Consider the following 19,561-nt stretch of genomic DNA (forward strand, 5'->3'; position numbering starts at 1 on the left):
TGAGAGAGCGCTCTCCGGATGACTGATGGTTACGGCCTTGTTGCTGACACGTCAAGGCTGTGAACGAAATAGGGCGACGGGCTTTCCGCGGTCGCGGTATGCCTTCACAAGGTGAAGTCGGCTGAGCTGCACGGACCCGGAGTGCCCGTTATGTCCCAGCGGGCCGGTGAACCGCTGAACGCGACGCACCGACGGGCCCCGACGGCGGGATCGGGGCCCCAACCGAATCAACGAGCGGCTTCCCGACGCACCCGAGCCGGCCGAGCTGCCGGGGGGGCGGTCGTACAGGCGGCCACGCCGCAACTGTCCCTGGCCTGGAAGCTGATGTGGCTGATCAACGACGTACACGCGCAAGGCAAGGATCTGTACGCCGCCGTGCTGCTCGCCGAGCGGGGGATGCCGGCGGGAGTACGCGGACCGGTTGGTGCGGGCTGGGACAGGAACGTTCAAGGAGGCCGCCGGCTGACCCGGTCCCACGGCCCAGCGAGCGGTCCGCCCCCGGCGGCGGCCGGGTGGCGTCGTGAGCGAGGGGGTACTTCGTCGACATGGCCACGGGTCCCGAGTCCGGCGCGTGGGAAGTCGCCTACTCAAGGCTGCCGTATCCAGGAAGGACGCGCCGTGGACATGTTCCCCACGCAAGACGAATGGGACCAGAGCTACGCCGACGGTCGCCGCTTCAGCCCACTCGGTGACCGGGAGCGGTCGTTGCTGGCCGCGCACGTGCCTCCCCCGGTCGGCGGCCGGGCCCTCGACATCGGCTGCGGAGTCGGTGAACTCGCGGTCCACCTGTCCACAATGGGCTACGCCGTGGACGCCGTCGACTGGTCCGCAACCGCTCTGGCCGAAGCCACGGCGCAGCACGGGACGGCCGTCCGGTGGTTACGCCTCGACATCGAGAGCGACGAGGGGACGCCACTGGACGCCGACGGCTACGACCTCATCACCCTGCGATTCGTGGTTCCGTTGCTCCACTCCCGGGACCGGACCCTGCGCGCCCTCGGGCGACGCCTGCGTCCCGGAGGCGCCGTCGTGGTCATCACGCCGCGCGCCGCCGACATCCCGGCCGAGCGGCGTCGTGTCGCGCTCGACGAGGGCGAACTCGCCCAGTTGCAGACCGAATGGGCCAGCCCGGCCCTGCACGACGCCGACGGCCTGGCCTTCGTGATCCTGCGCGGCCCGTGCCGGACACGGACCGGGACGACCGCGCCGCAGCGCCGCCCCGAGGCGGCCGGTGCGCAGGGCACACCATCAGGCTCGGGGAGCGTCGGGCCCACCGCGCCCGGCTCCCCGCGGCAGCATCACTTCTCTCTCCTCGCTCCCTATTACCGCCAGGTGGAGTCCGGTCGAAAGACGGTCGAGGTACGCGTCGCCACTCCTGGGAAGGCAGCCGTCGAAGCCGGGGACGCGATCGTCTTCCACGACCGGGACAGCGGCCGTGCACTCGACATCGTGGTGAAGCGGGCCACCCCGTACACCTCCTTCGAGGAACTCCTCGACGCGGAGGAGCCGGCGTGCATCGACCCTGACGCATCCCGCGAGGAACTGCTCAGCAAGCTCCGCAGCATCTACCCGCCGGACAAGGAAGCCCTCGGCCCGTGGCCTTCGAGTTCGACCACCGCCCGGCGCTCCCCGGCCGCTCCATGCCGATGACGGCGTCGGAGTACGTGCAGACCGTGCCGCACCACACGGTGTACGGCTGCCTGTACGTCCGCGACGAGCACGACCGGCCCGTTCAACTGCGCTCGGTCCACGGGTCCCGGCTCTGGCATTTCCCGGGCGGCAATCTCGACACACAAGGGGAGGATCCAGTCCAGACCGCCCGCCGCGAAGCCGTCGAGGAAACGGGACTCGCCCTCGGCCTGGAAACTCCGAGGCTGCTCCTGACACATTTCCTGCACGCCGGGCCGCTCCTGGCGTTGAACAAGATCGGATTCATCTTCGACGGAGGGCGCCTCACCTCCGACCAGCTCCGCCGGATCCGCCTCGATCACTCGGAGCACGACATGTGGGCCGTCCACGACCTGGACGGGTGGCGGCAGTTGATGGCACCGGAGGCCTTCGTCCGCCTCGACGCCGTCGAGCGGGCCCGGCTCGGCGAAGGCCCCGCCTACCTCCTCACGCACACCTGACCCACGTCGCGTCGCCTCCCCAGGAGACGCCCGGTCCTGGACATCGGCTCCGACGCCGGGCGGCCACGCCGTTGCCGTCATCGATGGCGCGGGTGCCCACTTCGACGAATCGCCGCATTACCTCAACGCCAACTAAGCGCTGCTGTTTGTTAGTTGCTGGCTACACCCGTGGCGTTGAGACCATTCACCTCGGCCGGCGCCGCCAGGATCCGGCTGAAATTCGGGAACGCAAAATCCTGCGTCGGGGGCAGGGCCGGGTCGAGTGGCCCGCCACGTCAGCGGCCGGTATGGCTGCCGTCGTTCTGGGAGTTGCCGTCCCCGTCGGCCGGAGCACCGCGTCAGCGAGGCATCCGGCTGTGCGGAGAGCACACACGTGGCTCGGACCAGGCCGGATGAGACTACCGGCCAGGAGCGGGTGACGGTGCGGATCGCGTCGGCGGGGCGAGGCCGACCCGACAGGCGGCTCCTCCGGGACGGGCACACGCAATCCCTGACGGCTCACGTCACGCCGACAGTGTCGCGGCGGCGTGCGAGTGACGCGTGTCGCCCATGAGACATGTCGCAGTTACGACACCCGGCGCTAGTGACGTTTCAGGCTCTATTAGCCAATCCTTTCGGAGGGTTTTACCTCCAGCTGTGCGCATGGTGTTTTACAGCGCAGTGATCGCCGGGCACAGCGGCCACAAATCACCTACCCACGCCGCCAGTTCCAACCGGGCAGTGCCGAAAAACCCGTGCCCGGGCTGTTCGCCGGCCGCCATCCAGTGGCCGCCGCAGAAGGAGTCCGAGTGAGACGATCCCCTCGCAAGTCGGTCGCAGGCGCGCTGATAGCCGGCGCCACGGTGCTCGCTGTCACCGCGTCGTCCGGCACCGCGATGGCCAGTACACCCCAGGCGCACGCCAGTGCGGTCCGGGTCCAGCCCCGTGCGGGCGCGCTGCCCGTCCAGCTCTCGGCAGCGGAGCAGAGGAAGCTCCTCGGAGCGGCTCTGGCGGGCCGTGCGGCCACCGCCCGGTCGCTGCACCTGGGAGCAGCGGAGCAGTTGGTCCCCAAGTCGGTCGTCGAGGACGCCGACGGCTCCGTGCACACCCGCTACGAGCGCACCTTCGCGGGACTCCCGGTCCTCGGCGGCGACTTGGTCGTCCACACGGCTGCCGACGGGACCACGAAAGGGACCGACAGGGCCACCGACGCGCGCATCAGCGTGCCGAGCACCACCGCGACCCGTTCCGCCGCTTCGGCGAAGACCCTCGCGCTCGGCCGTGCCAAGGCCTCGGGGGCCACCAGCCCGACGGTGACCAGCTCCCGCAAGGTGGTCTGGGCGGCCTCCGGAGCCCCGGTCCTGGCCTGGGAGTCCGTTGTCGGCGGTCTGCAGGACGACGGCACCCCGAGCCGGTTGCACGTCATCTCGGACGCGAAGACCGGCGCCAAGCTGTTCGAGTATCAGGGGATCGAGACCGGCGTCGGCAACAGTGAGTACAGCGGCAAGGTCACCTTGGGGACCACATCGTCGGGCTCGACGTACACCATGACCGACAACACCCGTGGCGGCCACAAGACGTATGACCTGAGCCACGGCGATTCGGGGACCGGCGCCCTGTTCACCAACTCCACCGACACCTGGGGCGACGGCTCGCCGGCCAACGCCGAGACCGCGGGTGTGGACGCCGCGTACGGCGCCCAGGTCACCTGGGACTTCTACAAGAACGTGATGGGCCGCAACGGAATCCGCAACGACGGTGTCGCCGCCTATTCCCGCACCCACTACGGCGTCGCCTACAACAACGCCTTCTGGGACGACGACTGCTTCTGCATGACGTACGGCGATGGCGACGGCGACAAGCACCCGCTGACCTCGCTCGACGTAGCAGGCCACGAGATGAGCCACGGCGTCACCGCCGCCACCGCGGGTCTGGTGTACGGGGATGAGTCCGGCGGCCTCAACGAGGCGACCTCGGACATCTTCGGCACGTCGGTCGAGTTCTACGCCGACAACGCGAGCGATGTCGGTGACTACCTCATCGGCGAGAAGATCGACCTCCAAGGCAACGGCACCCCGCTGCGCTACCAGGACAAGCCCTCGCGGGACGGCGTTTCGCCGGACAACTGGTCGCCCGGCCTCGGCAGTTTGGACGTGCACTACTCGTCCGGCCCGGCGAACCACTTCTTCTACCTGCTGTCCGAGGGAAGCGGCGCGAAGGTGATCAACGGCGTCGGTTACGACAGCCCCACCGCCGACGGTGTGGCGGTACCCGGCATCGGCCGGGAGAACGCCGCGAAGCTCTGGTACAAGGCCCTGACCGAGCGCTTCACCTCCACCACCGACTACTCGGGCGCCCGTACCCAGACCCTGCAGGCCGCTGCCGACCTGTGGGGGGCCGGCAGCGCCACCTACAACACGGTCGCCAACACCTGGGCCGCCATCGGTGTCGTCGCCCGCGTCACGGTCACCAGGCCGGCGGACCAGAACACGGTCGTCAAGACCCCCGTGAGCCTGCAGGTCCAGGCCGGCAGCAACAACCCGGGAGCGCTGACGTACTCCGCCACCGGCCTGCCGGCGGGCCTGTCGATCAACGCGACCACGGGCCTGATCTCCGGCACGCCGACCGCCGTCGGCCTCAGCACCGTGACGGTCAAGGCCAAGGACTCCTCCAAGGTCGCCGGCTCGGCGACCTTCGGCTGGGGGATCTCCGCCGTCGGCGGCAACGTCTTCACGAACACCACCGACGTGCCGGTGCCGGACGCCGGCGCGGCCGTGTACTCCGCCATCAAGGTCTCCGGTCGGGCGGGTAACGCGCCGAGCACCCTGGCGGTCGGAGTCAACATCGTGCACCCCTACCGCGGTGACCTGGTCGTCGACCTGGTCGCCCCCGACGGCAGCCTCTACCACCTGAAGAAGTCCGACGGCTTCGACTCCGCGGCCAATGTCATCGCCACCTACACCGTCAACGCCTCCAGCGAGACCGCAGGCGGCACGTGGAAGCTGAAGGTCCAGGACGCCTACCACCTGGACAGCGGCCACATCAACAGCTGGAAGCTCACCTTCTGAGCGGTGCCCCACCCCCAGCCGGACAGTGCTCGTGATCCCGGCCCGACCACCCAAGCCGTACGAGAGGTATCTGACTGATGTCCACAATCCGCCCGGCGGCGGCGATAGCAACCGCATTGATACTGGTTGCCGCGGCCGTGCCGGCCGCGTTCGCCGCGCAGCCGGACCGCACCGACACCGCCGCCCCGCCCGCCGCCGCGCCGACCCCCCGCTCCGCGACCGTACGGTTGGTGACCGGTGATCAGGTGACGGTGACGACGCTGCCCGGCGGCCGGCACACCGCGTCGGTGCAGCCCGGGCCCGGTCGCGAGCACATTCCCTTCCGCACGCTCGAGGGGGACGACAAGGCACTGACCGTGCTGCCGTTCGACGCCCAAGGGCTGGTGTCCGCGGGCACCCTGGACCGGCGGCTGTTCGATGTGACGGCCCTGATCGCCGATGGCTACGACGAGGCCCACACCACCGCGCTGCCGCTGATCGTCTCCTCGCAGCCGGTGCCGTCACGGGCCGGAGCCAGGGTCACGGCGCAGGCCTCGAAGGCCGCCACGGCCACCGCCGACCGGCTCCTGGCCCTCAAGGCGGCCGCGACGCCCTTCCGCGACCTGGAGAGCATCCACGCTCACTCGATGCGTGTCGCCGACCACGACCTGGGCAAGTTCTGGAAGACCCTGAACTCCGGCGCGTCGTCGGACGCCGCCCGCGCGGCGGTCACTCCGCGCATCTCACTCGACGGCAAGGTGAAGGCGCTGCTGGACCGCAGCACCGCACAGATCAACGCCCCCACCGCGTGGAATGCCGGCTACGAGGGCCAGGGCGTCAAGGTGGCGGTGCTGGACACCGGTGCCGACGCCAGCCATCCCGACCTCGCCGGGCGCATCGCGGAGGCCAAGGACTTCTCCGGCAGCGGGAACACCGGTGACCACTTCGGGCACGGCACGCATGTCGCCTCGATCGTCGGCGGCAGCGGCGCGGCGTCCGGCGGGACCCGCAGGGGTGTCGCGCCCAAGGCCGACCTGCTGATCGGCAAGGTGCTGGACGACAGCGGTTCAGGCGACGAGTCGGGCATCATCGCCGGCATGGAGTGGGCGACAGGCGAGCACGCCAAGGTCGTCAACATGAGCCTCGGTGCGTCCATCGAGACCGACGGCACCGACCCGCTGAGCGAGGCCGTCAACACCCTGACGGCCTCCACCGGCACGCTGTTCGTCGTCGCGGCGGGCAACGACGGGCCGGGGACGTCCACCATCGGCACTCCGGGAGCGGCCGACTCCGCACTGACCGTGGGAGCCGTCGACCGTGACGACTCGCTCGCCCCCTTCTCCAGCCGCGGCCCCCGCTTCGGCGACGGGGCGGTCAAGCCCGACGTGACGGCCCCCGGGGTCGGCATCGTCGCCGCCCGCGCGGCCGGTACCACCCTGGGCGACCCGGTCGACGCCCACTACATCTCGCTGTCCGGGACCTCCATGGCCACCCCGCACGTCGCCGGCGCGGCCGCCCTGCTGGCCCAACAGCACCCCGGCTGGCAGGCACAGCAGCTCAAGGACGCCCTGACCAGCACCGCTCACACGGTGCCTGGCACCAAGGTGACCGAGCAGGGCGGCGGTCGCATCGACCTGGCCGCGGCCATCGGTCCGGTCACGGCCACCGGCTCCGTCACCCTCGCCCCACTCCAGATCGGCGGCGCGGCGGGACGGCAGCAGGCGGCCACCATCCATTACACCAACACAGGTGACCACTCGATCACCCTCTCCCTGGCGGCCAACCTGGCCACCGACTCCGGCAAGGCGCTCCCGGCCGGAGTGGTCAGCCTGGGCTCCGGCACCGTGCAACTGGCCGCCGGCGCCACCGTCGACGTGCCGCTGCGCACCGACGCCGCGAAGGCCTTCCGCGGTAATTTCTATGGATACGTCACCGCGAAGTCCGCGGCCGGCGCAGTCCTCGCGCACACTACGGTCTCCCTCGTCGTACATGCGCCGCAGCACCGGCTGACCGTGGTCTACCGGGACCGCGACGGCCAGGTCGTGCCCGGTTCGCTGCCGAACATCTGGGGCGCCGACGGCTGGGTGCAGTACACGGACAGGGACGCGGCGGTCGCCGTCGTGGAAGAGGGCACGTACTACCTCAACTCCGGGTTCTACGACACGACGTCGGACGGTGACCAGGTGGGCGACGTCGTCGTCCCCGAAGTGAAGGTCACCAAGGACATGACGGTGACGCTGAACGCCGCCAAGGTCACCGAGGTGAAGATCCGCACACCCCGCCCCGCCGAGCAGCACGGCGTCATCAGCACCATGCTGCACCGCGAGATCGATGGACACGGCCTGCTCCAGGGCGCCCTGTACTTCGACACCGTCAATCATCTCTACATCAGCCCCACCGCTCCGGTCACCGACGGTGCCTTCGAGTACCACACGCGCTGGCAGATGGTGGCCCCGCAGCTGCGCGCGAAGGTCTCCGGCACCTCACAGGGCTTCACCCCGTACTACGAGCCGTTCTCCCCGGTCTTCGGGGACCGGGGCGCACGTCTGACCGCCGTGGACGCCGGGTCGGTGACGGCGCCCCAACTCAAGAACGTGCGCGGCAAGCTGGCCGTGGCCCGTTACGCGTGGCCCACGGGCGACTACGCCGGCTTCTCACGGCTCGCCGCGGCGGCCGGGGCCAAGGCGGTGCTTTTCGCCTGGGAGCCTGCCGGGGGCGCCGCCTGGACCCGGTGGCAACCGGACGGTGACCGGTTGGAGCTGCCCTCGATGCGGACCAACTGGAAGAACGGCGGTGCCCTGCTGGACCGCATCAAGAAGGGCACCACGACGCTGGAGTTCTCCGGCACGGTGAACAGCCCCTACCTGTACGACGTGATGCCGGTCTCGAAGGGCTCCATCCCCCAGCAGATGGTCTACACCGTCTCGGATCGGAACACCGCGCAGGTCAGCGCCACGTACACCCGCACCGGTGCCTCGGCCTGGGCGAGCGAGCAGCGGTTCGGCTGGCGGCCGTACGAGGACACGGCGTGGAACCAGTACAGCCGCTACGTGCCGGTCGGTCAGCAGCGCGTCGAGTACGTGAGCAGCGCCGAGGACACGCTGTGGAACCACGTCGTGCACCACAACGTCGTCTGGATCCCCGACTTCGCCCTGCAGGCCGGGTCGCAGGACTCCCCGCACACCTACCGGCCCGGCCAGCACGCCACGGAGCGGTGGTTCGGGGCAGTGGTGCGACCGTCGGTCCCACGCGGCTTCGCCATGAAGTCGGTGCGCAACGGGGACACCCTGTCGGTGTATGTTCCGGAGTTCAACGACTCCGGCAACGGCCACTGGTCGTTCTCCGAGATGCCGGCCTTCGGCGGCGGTGTCGGCGGCGGTGTCGGTGACGCCGCGGTGAACGACAGCGGGCCCGACACGGTGCCCGACACGGCCACAGCGGCGCTGTACCGCAACGGGAAGCAGATCGCCACGTCCGACAACGGCGCCTGGGGCAACTTCGAGGTGTCCCCGGGCAAGGCCGCGTACAACCTGTCCCTGACGACGTCCCGCGAATCGGACGACTGGCGCTTCGCCACCGACACGCACACGTCGTGGACGTTCCACTCGGACACCGCGGCATCGACGACCATGCTGCCGCTGCTCCAGGTCGACTACAACGTACCGGTCGACGCCCAGAACGCGGTGAGTCGGGAGCGCGTGCACGCGCTCGGCCTCACCGTCCGTATGCAGGACGGCATGCCCGCCCCGCGCGGGGTGAAGCTGAAGGTCGAGGCGTCCTACGAGGACGGGAAGAACTTCGCAACGGTGCATTCGGCGCGGCGCGGCAGCGACGGGCAGTTCATCGCCACCCTTCAGCGTCCGTCGTACATACACGGCGACGCGTACGTGACGCTGCGGGTGACCGCAACGGACGCGGCCGGCAACAGCGTTCAGCAGACCGTGGTCCGCGCGTTCCTGCAGCGCGGCCCCAAGTGATGCGCCGGCAACCACCGGTGACGTGAACCGTCCCGGCTCCAGCGCGGCGGGTGCCGGGGTCTTCGGACCCCGGCACCCGCCGCGTCGTCCGGCGACGCCCAGGACGGTCGGTGGGCCGTCGACTGCGCTTCCCGGACCGTGGTGACAATCCGTTCCCGGGTGCCGTCCACGGCTCCCTGATCAGCCGTTTATGAGCGGTCTGGAGGGAGCCGGGGAGCTCGTCCGGCAGGTAGCGCCGGGGCGAACGTTGCCTGCCGCGGCACTAGCTGTCGTAGGGGACCCAGGCGCGCCGGTCCGCGTCGTTCGTGCCGTACCAGTAGCGCGGCATCCCCTTGGTACTGGTGGTGTGGAACGGGCTGCCGTGGTCGTCGACGCGGATCGTGCCGGTGCGGCCCTGGGAGGACCAGTCGACTTCGAGGTACCAGCGGACGTCGTAGGTCTGTGTCGTCGCGTCGACCAACAGCTCCTCCGGATCCTCGGCGGAGACGCGGTACGGGAAGTGCGCGGCGGGGATGGTGTGTTCGCTGTCGGCGCCGTCCTTCGGGCGGACGATGGGGCGGTCCACATCGAGGTTCGTGGTGAAGCGGCGGGGCGAGAGGTCGCTGCCGCAGCCCTGGCCCATGGCGTAGGCGCTTCCGGTGGCCGGGTCTCCGCGGCTGACGATGCGGACGCGGAGCGCCTCCAGCACCACGGCCGTGGACGACCGCCCCTGCACCGAGATCCGCACCTTCGTCTGCCGCCCGTGCACCGCGCCCTGCCTTGCCGCCCACGCCCCGGCGTCCTGCTCCGCCGGCGGCGGAGGAACCTGTGCGGGCGGCTTGTCGATCACATAGTCGTGGTCGCACCCCTTGTCCCAGACCAGGGAGTCGGCGCTCCAGGCGAGGGGAAGGCCGGTGGCCGGCTTCGCGGCCGACGTGGCACCGCTGCCGGTGGCGGACGGGGCGGGCGTCTTCTGCCAGAGGTTGGGCGCCGCGGTGCTCGGGGCAGGGAAGGGAGAGTCGGAGACCGACGGTTTCGCTGAACGGTGGGGTGCGCCCGGGGCGGTCGTCCGCGGGCCCTCGGTGCGGGATGCGTCCGCCTCGGAAGAGCGGTTGTCCGACAGCGCGGACGTGCCCCGCAAAGTCGCGAGCAGTACGCAGGTGACGGCAGTGGTCGCCAGGACCCGTCGGCGGCGGTACCAGGGGCGGGGGGATGGGGAGCCGGCGGGTTCGTCCAGGTCGGGACTGTCCCCGTGCTGCTCCGCGGAGTCTTCCTCCTCGACGAGGACCTCGTCCGTGTCCGGTACCGGTGCCGGTACCGGTGCCGGTGCCGGTGCCGCTGCCGGAACCGCTGCCTCCGACGACCCGGCCATGCGCACTCGCTGCCGAGCCGCCACCGCCGCCAACCACAGCCGGTGCAGCTCGAGCCTTTCCTCCGGCCCCGCCTCGCAGAAGGCCGCGAGCCGTTCCACGGGCGCGAAGTCCTGGGGCACCGCCTCCCCCGCGCAATACCGGTGCAGCGTCGAGGTGTTCATGTTGAGGCGGCGGGCCAGCGAGCCGTAGCTCCGGCCTGTGCGGTCCTTCAGTTGGCGCAGCAGCGCCGCGAACTCCTCGACGTCGTCCCGCATCAACACCGTTCCCCCGTCGTCCGCCCGCGATCCCGTATCCCAGGCACTCATGTCCCTGCACGTCAGATGGGCTGGGATGGTTCCACCTTCGAGAAGAGGCTGCGGCTGTTGCGCCCGACTCCGACGACCGACGATGCTTTTGGTGTCGCACCGACCACGGGCGAGGTGACCAACCGGTGTTGGGCGACGTCCTGCGTGCATGCGTCAACGGTTGCTCTTACGGCCACCACGCCTGATACGCCGTCACAAACACTCACGCTGCCGGCTGTCGCGCTCGTCGACAGCACCCGCTCGCCCGTGCCGACCAGCGGCATCCGCAACGGATCACCATCTACAGCTGTTGCGTCAGACGATCTGCACAACTCTTGGAGGCCTTGATGAAGTCTGTCATCCGAAAGGCGGCAGGCCTCGCGGGAACGGGCGTGGCCGTCGCGGCCATGTCCGTGACCGGAGCATCGGCAGCCCGGGCGGAGCCCCCGACCCACGGTTGCCCGTACCCCTACGTCTGCTTCTACGTGGACGAGCACGCGGGAACTCCGATCACGAAGTACCGCGATGTCACCACCTCCTACCAGACGGTCAGGCCCCGCCCGCACTACCACGTCGTCAACACCCGGAACGACGACGTGGCGTATCTACGGCTCCAGGACGGGAACTCCATCTGCCTGGTGCCGAATTCCGAGACGTGGTTTACGAACGCCTACAGCGTCACCGGAATAAAGATCTCCAGCAGTTCCACCTGCTGAATCCGCTCGGACAGTCGGGCCGTCATGTCCTCGCATCGGACCCGGACGGCGACAAGTCGGCAGGCGCCCTCGGCACGAGACCCGGAAACGGCCGGGAGTGACCACCTACGGACCAGAGAAGGAAGACACACATGAACAGGAAGTTCCCCGCACACCGTCGTCCGGGCCGCCGCGCGGCCGTGGCCGCCGGCCTTGTCCTTGCCGTCGGGCTGGGTGTGTCGACAACAGTGTCGGCGCAGGCCTCCGTCGATGCTCCCGCGAAGGCATCCACCGCCGCGCCGCAGTCGGTCAGCGGCACGCCCGGCCAAGCGGTGACCCGGATCGCCGACTTCTACGGCGCTTACATCGACGCGAAGGGCGACTACACGGACCCGGACGGCACGCTGGCCACGGCGCTCCGCAAGCACTACCTGACGCCCGACTTCACCGAGCGGCTGGAGGCCTGGGAGAAGAAGAACAGCGCGGACGGCGTCCCGCGTGCCCAAAACATCCCGGGTCGGTGGACGGTGACCGACAACGGCCCTGTCGGTAACGGCCATGAGGTCATCGTCACCCTGACCTTCGGCAGCGGGGAGACGACGCAGAAGCCCAAGCTCTACGTGCTGCTGGAGCGGTACAACCGCATCGCCGACATCGAGACCACGAGCGCCCGCTGACCGCGGAGCCGCTCCGCCCGGTCCGTCCGATCGTGCGAGTCCACCAGAACGGCGCCGGGGCCCGCAAAAGGGGGCGGCTCCCGCGTCGCTCGCCGTCTCGGTACGGTCCTCAGCCGAAGGTGTCGCACCGGGCGACGCTACCGGAGCTGTAGCCGGTGGAGAACCACTGGCGGCGCTGGCTCGCGGAGCCGTGGGTCCAGGTGTCGGGCGTGACCTTGCCCTGGTACCGCTGCTGGATGCGGTCGTCGCCGACGGCGGCGGCCGCGTCCAGCCCGCGGTTGATGTCGTCCTGGGTCAGCTTGGTGATCAGCGGTTTTCCGCTCTTGGGGTCACGCGTGGTGGTGGCGTGATGGGCCCACACCCCGGCGTAGCAGTCCGCCTGGAGCTCCAGTTTCACCGAGCCGCTGTTCCGGCCCTGGCCGCCGCCCCGGGAGATGGTGCCGCTGAGATCCTGGATGTGGTGCCCGTACTCGTGCGCGACGACGTAGGCCTCGGCGAAAGGCCCGCCCTGGGCACCGAACTTGCTGCTCAGGTCGTTGAAGAAGCCGAGGTCGAGGTAGACCTTGTCATCGGCGGAGCAGTAGAAGGGGCCGACGTCGGAGGTGGCGTTCCCGCAGCCGGTGTTCACGCTGCTGGTGAACAGGAACGTCGGGGCCTGCTCGTAGGACTTGCCGGCGGCGGTCTCCGTCTGTTTCCAGAACGCCTGGACGCTGTCGACCACGGCGACGATCCGGCACTCTCCCTTGCGGTTGGCGTCGGCCCCGGTCCGGCAGTCGGCCGCCAGGTCGGCGGCGGACGTGCCCGATCCCGTACCGGTGCCCGGCGAGTTGGTGGTGCTGTCCGAGCCGAACAGGCCCGGATCCACGCCGAGGAGCACCGACGCGACCAGCACCAGGAGTCCGACCACTCCACCGCCGACGGTCTTTCCACCGCCCGGGATGCCGCCCAGCGCTCCACCGCGATTGTCCTGCACCTCGGACGTGTCCAGAGCAGCGTTGTCGTCGAATTCCATTCGCTGACTTTCCCTCAAGCAGCGCGTCGGCCCGCCCCGCGTCGTGACGCTCGCGTACCCCGTGCGAGTGGATTCACATCCGTCCCCCGCGGCGAGTCGCCACCGTCAGCAGGCGGTGAGGAGGCCCTCGTCATGTTTTCCGCGGTCCCGCAAGAGGGCCGCCGGCCCAGGTCTGCACAACGTGGATGCGCACGCACGACACCACTGCCGGGGCCGGCACGTGCAACTCTCCTGGAGGGGCGCGATGTTCGACACCGAAGACGTGGGCGTGTCCCTCGGCCTGGACGTCGGCAAGAGCTCTCACCACGGGCACGGGCTGACTCCGGCCGGCTGAGCGCATGGAGCCAAACGGCCTCACAGGCAGTCGCAGCCTGTGGCGTAGAGCAGCAGGAAGAGGGCCGTCATGGCGGCCGCAGTGAAGCCGACAGCGGTCAGGGCGGCGAGGCCCCGACGGCGACCCTTCTTGGGAGTGCGGAAGGTCTGCCAGGCACCGTGGGCGAGGAAGAAGCTGAGCAGCCCGGCCCCCGCGATGGTGAAGCGTGGGCTGAAGGACCAGCTCAGGTAGGCGATCAGAGCCAGGCAGCCGAGCAGGGCGCACGCGAGCAGGCTGAGGAGCACCTCGGCGACGGCTTCTCCCACCATCTCGATCAGGAAGTCGCCAACGCCTTTCGCTGCCCTGCGGACCCACACGGCGCTCCTCCACCCTCCCGTCCGATGGCCCCGAGCGGGGCCCGGTACGGAGGACCCCCGCCGAGCCGAAAAGGTTGCCGAGGTGCTCAGGAGCTGCCGGCTACGGCACACGGTCACACCTTGACGAAGGGCATAGCGGCACCCCCGGATATTCGTCCGTCATGTGGTGTGCCGCTCGGTGGAACCGAAGATGAGGCAACCGGCTCGATGGGGCTTCGATCGTGAGCGGTGCGCCTACGCGGGGCCTCTGACGTCTCGTCACGCTCAGCGATGGCGGTCGGTGGCTGCTGCTGGGGTCGCAGGCGCGCCGGGGACCCAGGGCAGCACACGGCCACGGCCCTCTCCGTGACTACGGGTGCGGCTTCTCGCCCTTCGCCAGCATCGCTACGTACTTTTCGATCCGGCGCGCCCGGGTCTCGGCCTTCTTGGCGTCTTGGATCCGGTACAGGATCGCGTACCGGTTCTGCCGGTCCAGTGTCTCGAAGAACTCCGCCGCGGCCGGGTCGGCGGTCAGGGCCGCCGTGAGGTCGTCCGGCACCGTGGCGGTCTTCGCGCCGTCGTAGGCCGCTTCCCAGCGACCGTCTGCCTTGGCGCGGTCGACCTCGGCCTGTCCCGCCGGATGCATCCGCCCCTGCTCGATCAGGGCGGCCACCTTGTCCCGGTTGGCCTTGGACCACTTGCTGCGCGGCTTGCGCGGGGTGAACCGCTGGAGCCACCACTGGTCGTCGAACTTTGCCTTCTGGCCGTCGATCCAGCCGTAGCAGAGTGCCACGTCGAGCGCCTGGGCGTAGTCCAGCGCGGCGATTCCGGGGCCCTTCTTGCGAAGCTTGAGCCAGATGCCGGGCGAGACGGCGTGGTTCTCGCCGAGCCATGTCTGGAATGCCTCGGCGGATTCGAATGCGACGGTCTCCATGTCCTGAGTCACCCCAGCAGCGAACCACACTCGGCCCATGGTCATGAGGCATTCGGCACGGCCCCGGATGCGGGATGCCCGTGGGCCCGGATGCGGGATGCCGGTGAGCCCGCGTGATCATCTCTGCTCACTACGCAGAACCATCATGCGGGAGCCACGGGCTCGGCTTGGTTTCCCGCCCGGCGGGGCACGGGCCGGCGGTGCCGTCCACTCTCGGGCCGAGCGCACCACCTACGGCGAGCGCCTCAACGAACCTGATGAGCCGCGGGTCCCGGCTTCGCAGAGCAGATGCTCATCTGCCGCGCAGTGGTGGCGCCCCGTGACACGGCATCGTCCCGGCCGGGCGAAGGCCGAGAAGGCCCGCTCTCCCCTCCACCAAAGCGGGGCCACGGTGAAATGGGGTACCGCTGGAGGCAGCTCTGCCGATCCGGCCCCAGGTCGAGCCGGATCCCCGGCGTGGAGGCCGGAGCCGCGACATCCCCGGTCCACCCACACGTGCCTCAGATGCGGGAAGGCTTCAGCAGCTCGGACGAAAAGCACCACGGCGCCGACACCCGCCCTGGTGACGCAGGGACGAGGAGGGTTCCCCGGGCATCGACGAGAATGTGTCCCTTTTGAGTACCCAACGACCCTTACGGGACGCCGGCCCGGTCGAACACGCCGCCGCCTCACGGGGCGGCCGGTACGACGCCGAGCCCCTCCACACTCCTGCACCCCGGTGTCGGCCACGGCCTTCACATGAAGCACGTTGCAGCGGTCACTTTGCAGAACCTTTGACGCACCATCCAGTGACTGCGCGTGAGTCCACCTGCCCGGTGAGGCCATGCAGTTGGACCTGTCCGGGCGTCCTATCGGCCGAAGTAGGGCAGGTAGGGCCCGCATTCGAAGCTGTCTGTCGTTCTGGACTGCTCAATCAGCCGGCACGACGAATGTCCCCAAGGTTACTCACCGTGAACTGGCGCACCAGAAAGTCCTGTTGGCCTCGTTGACACGTCGCAGGCGCGCGCGTTCACTCGTCTCTCGTGCATGGCAACGTTGTCAGGCCGTCGGAGCGACCGGCACCGTTGCCTCTCGCCGGCGTGCGCTCTTCGGCACGCCGACACCTGATGTGCGAAGTGGGACCCGCTGTGGAGGCAACAGATGGCAAGACCCCTACGTTCCCCCGCTCCACGTAACCGCAAAAGATTCCGTCAACGCCTGGCCGTGGTGTCGATCATGGGCATCGCCGTGCTTCCGCTCCCCACGATCGGGAACGCCCAAGCAGCGAGCGCCGCGACCCCGGCCTTCGTCAAGGACCCCGCGTCCCTGGTCAACCCCCTCATCGGCACCTCCGGTGCGGTGGACACCTTCCCCGGCCCCGACATGCCTGCCGGCATGGTGCAGTGGGGTCCCGACACGACGCCCGACCGGCCCTCGGGCGGCGGCTACGAGTACAACGACAGCAAGATCTCCGGCTTCAGCCTCACCCACGTCTCCGGGCCCGGCTGCGGCGTCGCCGGTGACCTGCCCGTCCTGCCGGTCACCGGAGCGCTGTCCGGCAGCCTCGGCGGCACGTCCGTGGGCTTCAGCCACGACGACGAGAAGACCGGCATCGGTTCCTACAAGGTGAGCGACGCGAACGGGGTCACGACCCAGCTGACCGACACCACCCGCGCCGGCCTGGGCGCCTTCACCTTCCCCAAGGGCCAGCAGGCCAACCTCCTCTTCAAGCTCAGTGGTGGCGCCACGCAGGTGGACGGGACCCGTGTCCAGGTGGTGAGCAAGAAGGAGATCAGCGGCTCGATCGACAGCGGTCACTTCTGTGGCGCGAACAACAGGTACACGCTGCACTTCGACATCAAGTTCGACCAACCGTTCACCGCGAGCGGCACCTGGGTCGGCAGCACGATCAACCCGAGCGCGACCTCGCTGAAGGCGGGCAAGGTCCAGCAGAGCCTGTCCACGCACCCGTCGAAGCCGCTGAAGGAGAAGCACTTCACCGTTCCGGCCGCCCCGTCCCCGACGGTGCACGCCACCGGCGGTGGCACACGATCCGGCGTCCCGTCCCCAGCGGCGAGCGCCGGCAGCGCACCCGGCAGGTCGGCCACGGGCAAGGCCAAGTCGAGCGCCGAGCCGCCGACGACGGGTGCGAACGGGATGTACCTGACCTTCGACACCTCCGCCAACCCCACGGTGCGCGCGAAGGTCGGCATCTCCTACACGAGTGACGCCGGTGCGGCGGGCAACCTCTCCCGCGAGATCAAGGACTGGAACCTCGGCACCGTCCAGCAGGCCAACCACGACGCCTGGAACACGGTGCTGGACAAGGTCCAGATCGGCGGCGGGTCCGCGGACCAGCAAGCGCAGTTCTACACCGCGCTCTACCACGCGCTGCTGCACCCGAACGTCTTCTCGGACGCCGACGGGCAGTACATGGGCATGGACAATCAGGTCCACAAACTGGCCAGGGGACAACAGGCCCAGTACGCCAACTACTCGGGCTGGGACACCTACCGCTCCCAGACCCAGCTGATGGCGATGGTCGAGCCCAAGGTCACCAGCGATGTCGTCACCTCGATGCTCAACGGGTACGACCAGACGGGCCTGCTCCCCAAGTGGGCGTCGAACAACGGCGAGAGCTACGTCATGGTCGGCGACCCGGCCGCCGGCATCATCGCCGACGCGTACGCCTTCGGGGCCCGGAGCTTCGACACGGACAAGGCGCTCGCCGCCCTGCAGCACGAGGGCACGGCCCCGAACAACGACCGTCCCGGCGAATCAGTGCGGGACGCGAAGGGCTACCTCCCCCTGGACGAGAACGACTACAGCTGCTGCAACTTCTACGGGCCGGTCTCCACGCAGTTGGAGTACGACTCCGCGGACTACGCTGTCGCCGCCTTCGCGAAGGCACTGGGCAAGACGTCCGTCTACACGAAGTTCGCCACCCGTGCACAGGACTGGATGAACGTCTTCAACCCGCAGACCGGGTACATGCAGGGCAAGAACAAGGACGGTCAGTTCGCGGGCGGATTCACGCCGGGCACGTCCAACGGCTTCGTCGAGGGTACGTCGGCGCAGTACACGCCGATGGTCCCGTTCAACCTGCGGCAGCTCATCCAGGCGCGGGGCGGCACCCAGGCGTACTCGTCCTATCTGGACAGTCTGCTGGACAACGTTGCCCACCCCGGCGGCACCGACGCCGACCTGAGCAATGAGCCCAGCGTCGAGATCCCGTGGGAGTACGCCTACACGGGCGAGCCGTGGAAGACGCAGGCGGCCGTCCGCGACGCCCAGCAGAAGCTGTACTTCAACGCCCCGGTCGGTTCCTTCGGCAACGACGACCTCGGCGCGATGAGTTCCTGGTACGTCTGGTCCGCGCTCGGCATGTATCCCGAGACCCCGGGCACGGACACCCTGGTGCTCGGCAGTCCGTCCTTCCCGGTGGCCAAGGTGACCCTCGGAAGCGGCAAGGCGGTACAGATCAAGGCGCCCCAGGCCGCGCCCGACGCGCCGTACGTGCAGTCGCTCGACGTCAAGGGCAAGCCGTGGAAGACCTCCTGGTTGACCTACCAGCAGTTCACGGGAGCCGGCACGCTCGACTTCACGCTCGGCACCCAGCCCGACAAGTCGTGGGCGTCCGACCCGTCCGCGGCGCCGCCCTCGGACACCACGGGCGGCGACCGGGTGCTGGCCGCGACCGGACCCACCAGCGACGGCCTCGTCCTCCAGCCGGGGGCGTCCGGTGACGGAACGCTGAACCTGACCAACCTCGGCGGCAAGGCCGTCACGGTCGACTGGAAGGCCACGGCACCCTCGGGAGTCACGCTGGACACGGCATCCGGCTCACTGCCGCTGGCCGCGTCCGGCAGCGCCGAGGCCAAGGTCCATGTGACGGCGGGCTCGAACGAAGGCACGTTCCCGGTCACCTTCGCGCTGACCGACCACACCACCGGTACGGCAGTGGGCAGTGCCGTCCTGCGCGTGGCCGTCGCGAAGGCGGGTGCGCTGTGGCCCTACGACACCAATGAGGGCGTCTTCCCCGACGGGGCCACTTTCTCGGCCGGGTTCGACGGCGGTGGCTGGGCGTTCTCGCAGAACGCGCTGTCGGCGGCCGGGGTCTCCAACGGCTCCGCCGTCACGGCCGACGGCATCTCCTACACCTGGCCGACGGTGACGTCCGGTCAGCCGGACAACCTGGAGATGGCCGGCCAGACCATCCCCATGCCGGCCGGCACCTCAGGTGCGTCCCTCGGCCTGCTGGGCGCCGCGACCAACGCGCCGGTCGACGGCAGCGGGGTCTCGGGCACGCTGACCGTCACCTACACCGACGGCACCACTTCCCGGGCGACAGTCGGCTTCTCGGACTGGACGCTCAACGGAGGCGGCGCCCAACCGATTCCGGGTGACACCACGGCCGTCGCGACGGCCTACCGGAACACGGCGAGCGGAGGTCGGGACAGCGTGAAGACGTACGTCTTCGCGACGAAGGTCCCCCTCGATGGGTCCAAGCAGGTGGCGTCGATCACCCTTCCGGTGACGGGCTCCACCGGCACCGTCCACCTGTTCGGCTACGGCTTCGGGCAGTGAGGCACGGCACGCGCTGACGACACAGGGCTGGTTCCGGTCACGACCTCCGGAACCAGCCCTTCGCGCGTGGGCGGGACTTGTCGGCGCCGCCCGCCCGCCGTCGCGCACTGCGTCAGGCCGGGGGCTCAGGCCGCGAGCTGGTACGTCGCGTACGTGAGGCAGCCGTCATCGCCGCCTCGGCCACCGTGGCGGTGTCCTGGGCCGGCTGGGCTGCGTCCCGGTGGTGTCAAGCTGCGAAGA

Annotated in this window: 11 protein-coding genes; 7 read left to right on the forward strand and 4 right to left on the reverse strand. The window is 69.6% G+C overall.

All coding sequences use genetic code 11. The annotated features are described in order from the left end of the window. Positions 1-624 precede the first annotated feature (624 nt). The 4 genes from OG199_RS03360 to OG199_RS03375 all read left to right on the forward strand — a co-directional run bounded on the left by OG199_RS03360 (position 625) and on the right by OG199_RS03375 (position 9,132). The gene (locus OG199_RS03360) at positions 625-1,650 is read left to right on the forward strand and encodes a methyltransferase domain-containing protein (RefSeq protein WP_405827830.1); all 1,026 of its coding nucleotides are present in this window, start codon (positions 625-627) and stop codon (positions 1,648-1,650) included. After that, complete coding sequence (locus tag OG199_RS03365) at positions 1,596-2,129, forward strand: NUDIX domain-containing protein (RefSeq protein WP_405827832.1); 534 nt, start codon at positions 1,596-1,598, stop codon at positions 2,127-2,129. The genes OG199_RS03360 and OG199_RS03365 overlap by 55 nt, the downstream gene beginning before the upstream one ends. A gap of 788 nt (positions 2,130-2,917) precedes the next feature. Continuing rightward, positions 2,918-5,176: a M4 family metallopeptidase gene (locus tag OG199_RS03370; protein WP_405827833.1), complete on the forward strand. Its 2,259-nt coding sequence runs from the start codon at positions 2,918-2,920 to the stop codon at positions 5,174-5,176. Positions 5,177-5,253: 77 nt separating this feature from the next. Next, the gene (locus OG199_RS03375) at positions 5,254-9,132 is read left to right on the forward strand and encodes a S8 family serine peptidase (protein ID WP_405827835.1); all 3,879 of its coding nucleotides are present in this window, start codon (positions 5,254-5,256) and stop codon (positions 9,130-9,132) included. A 262-nt stretch (positions 9,133-9,394) separates the two neighbouring features. Here OG199_RS03375 and OG199_RS03380 read toward each other — a convergent pair whose 3' ends face one another. Then, complete coding sequence (locus tag OG199_RS03380) at positions 9,395-10,789, reverse strand: helix-turn-helix domain-containing protein (protein WP_405827837.1); 1,395 nt, start codon at positions 10,787-10,789, stop codon at positions 9,395-9,397. Between the two features lie 326 nt (positions 10,790-11,115). Between OG199_RS03380 and OG199_RS03385 the strand changes: the two genes are divergently transcribed. Next, positions 11,116-11,484 (forward strand): hypothetical protein, encoded by a 369-nt coding sequence (locus OG199_RS03385; protein WP_401809140.1) that lies wholly within the window; start codon positions 11,116-11,118, stop codon positions 11,482-11,484. Positions 11,485-11,615: 131 nt separating this feature from the next. Then, entirely contained in the window at positions 11,616-12,140 is a 525-nt protein-coding gene (locus OG199_RS03390) for a hypothetical protein (protein ID WP_405827839.1), read from the forward strand. Positions 12,141-12,249: 109 nt separating this feature from the next. On the opposite strand, the gene OG199_RS03395 is transcribed toward OG199_RS03390, so the two are convergent. From OG199_RS03395 to OG199_RS03405, 3 genes are all read right to left on the reverse strand, one after another. Continuing rightward, complete coding sequence (locus OG199_RS03395; RefSeq protein WP_401809135.1) at positions 12,250-13,152, reverse strand: neutral zinc metallopeptidase; 903 nt, start codon at positions 13,150-13,152, stop codon at positions 12,250-12,252. 354 nt (positions 13,153-13,506) lie between these two features. Next, positions 13,507-13,794, reverse strand: coding sequence for a lysine transporter LysE (locus OG199_RS03400; protein ID WP_401809133.1), 288 nt, complete (start codon positions 13,792-13,794; stop codon positions 13,507-13,509). 397 nt (positions 13,795-14,191) lie between these two features. Beyond that, positions 14,192-14,755, reverse strand: coding sequence for a YdeI family protein (locus OG199_RS03405; protein WP_405827842.1), 564 nt, complete (start codon positions 14,753-14,755; stop codon positions 14,192-14,194). Between the two features lie 1,215 nt (positions 14,756-15,970). On the opposite strand from OG199_RS03405, the gene OG199_RS03410 reads away from it, so the two are divergent. Next, on the forward strand, positions 15,971-19,321 hold the full coding sequence (locus OG199_RS03410; protein WP_405827844.1) for a lectin: 3,351 nt from the start codon (positions 15,971-15,973) through the stop codon (positions 19,319-19,321). Positions 19,322-19,561 lie beyond the last annotated feature (240 nt).

Source organism: Streptomyces sp. NBC_01176 (genome assembly GCF_045039825.1).
Taxonomy (GTDB): domain Bacteria; phylum Actinomycetota; class Actinomycetes; order Streptomycetales; family Streptomycetaceae; genus Streptomyces.

Excerpts from the sequence above, each read along its gene's own strand:
- OG199_RS03410 (WP_405827844.1), top strand. The coding sequence starts at position 15,971 with ATGGGCATCGCCGTGCTTCCGCTCCCCACGATCGGGAACGCCCAAGCA.
- OG199_RS03400 (WP_401809133.1), bottom strand. The coding sequence starts at position 13,794 with ATGGTGGGAGAAGCCGTCGCCGAGGTGCTCCTCAGCCTGCTCGCGTGC.
- OG199_RS03405 (WP_405827842.1), bottom strand. The coding sequence starts at position 14,755 with ATGGAGACCGTCGCATTCGAATCCGCCGAGGCATTCCAGACATGGCTC.
- OG199_RS03390 (WP_405827839.1), top strand. The coding sequence starts at position 11,616 with ATGAACAGGAAGTTCCCCGCACACCGTCGTCCGGGCCGCCGCGCGGCC.
- OG199_RS03395 (WP_401809135.1), bottom strand. The coding sequence starts at position 13,152 with ATGGAATTCGACGACAACGCTGCTCTGGACACGTCCGAGGTGCAGGAC.
- OG199_RS03385 (WP_401809140.1), top strand. The coding sequence starts at position 11,116 with ATGAAGTCTGTCATCCGAAAGGCGGCAGGCCTCGCGGGAACGGGCGTG.
- OG199_RS03360 (WP_405827830.1), top strand. The coding sequence starts at position 625 with ATGTTCCCCACGCAAGACGAATGGGACCAGAGCTACGCCGACGGTCGC.
- OG199_RS03375 (WP_405827835.1), top strand. The coding sequence starts at position 5,254 with ATGTCCACAATCCGCCCGGCGGCGGCGATAGCAACCGCATTGATACTG.
- OG199_RS03380 (WP_405827837.1), bottom strand. The coding sequence starts at position 10,789 with ATGAGTGCCTGGGATACGGGATCGCGGGCGGACGACGGGGGAACGGTG.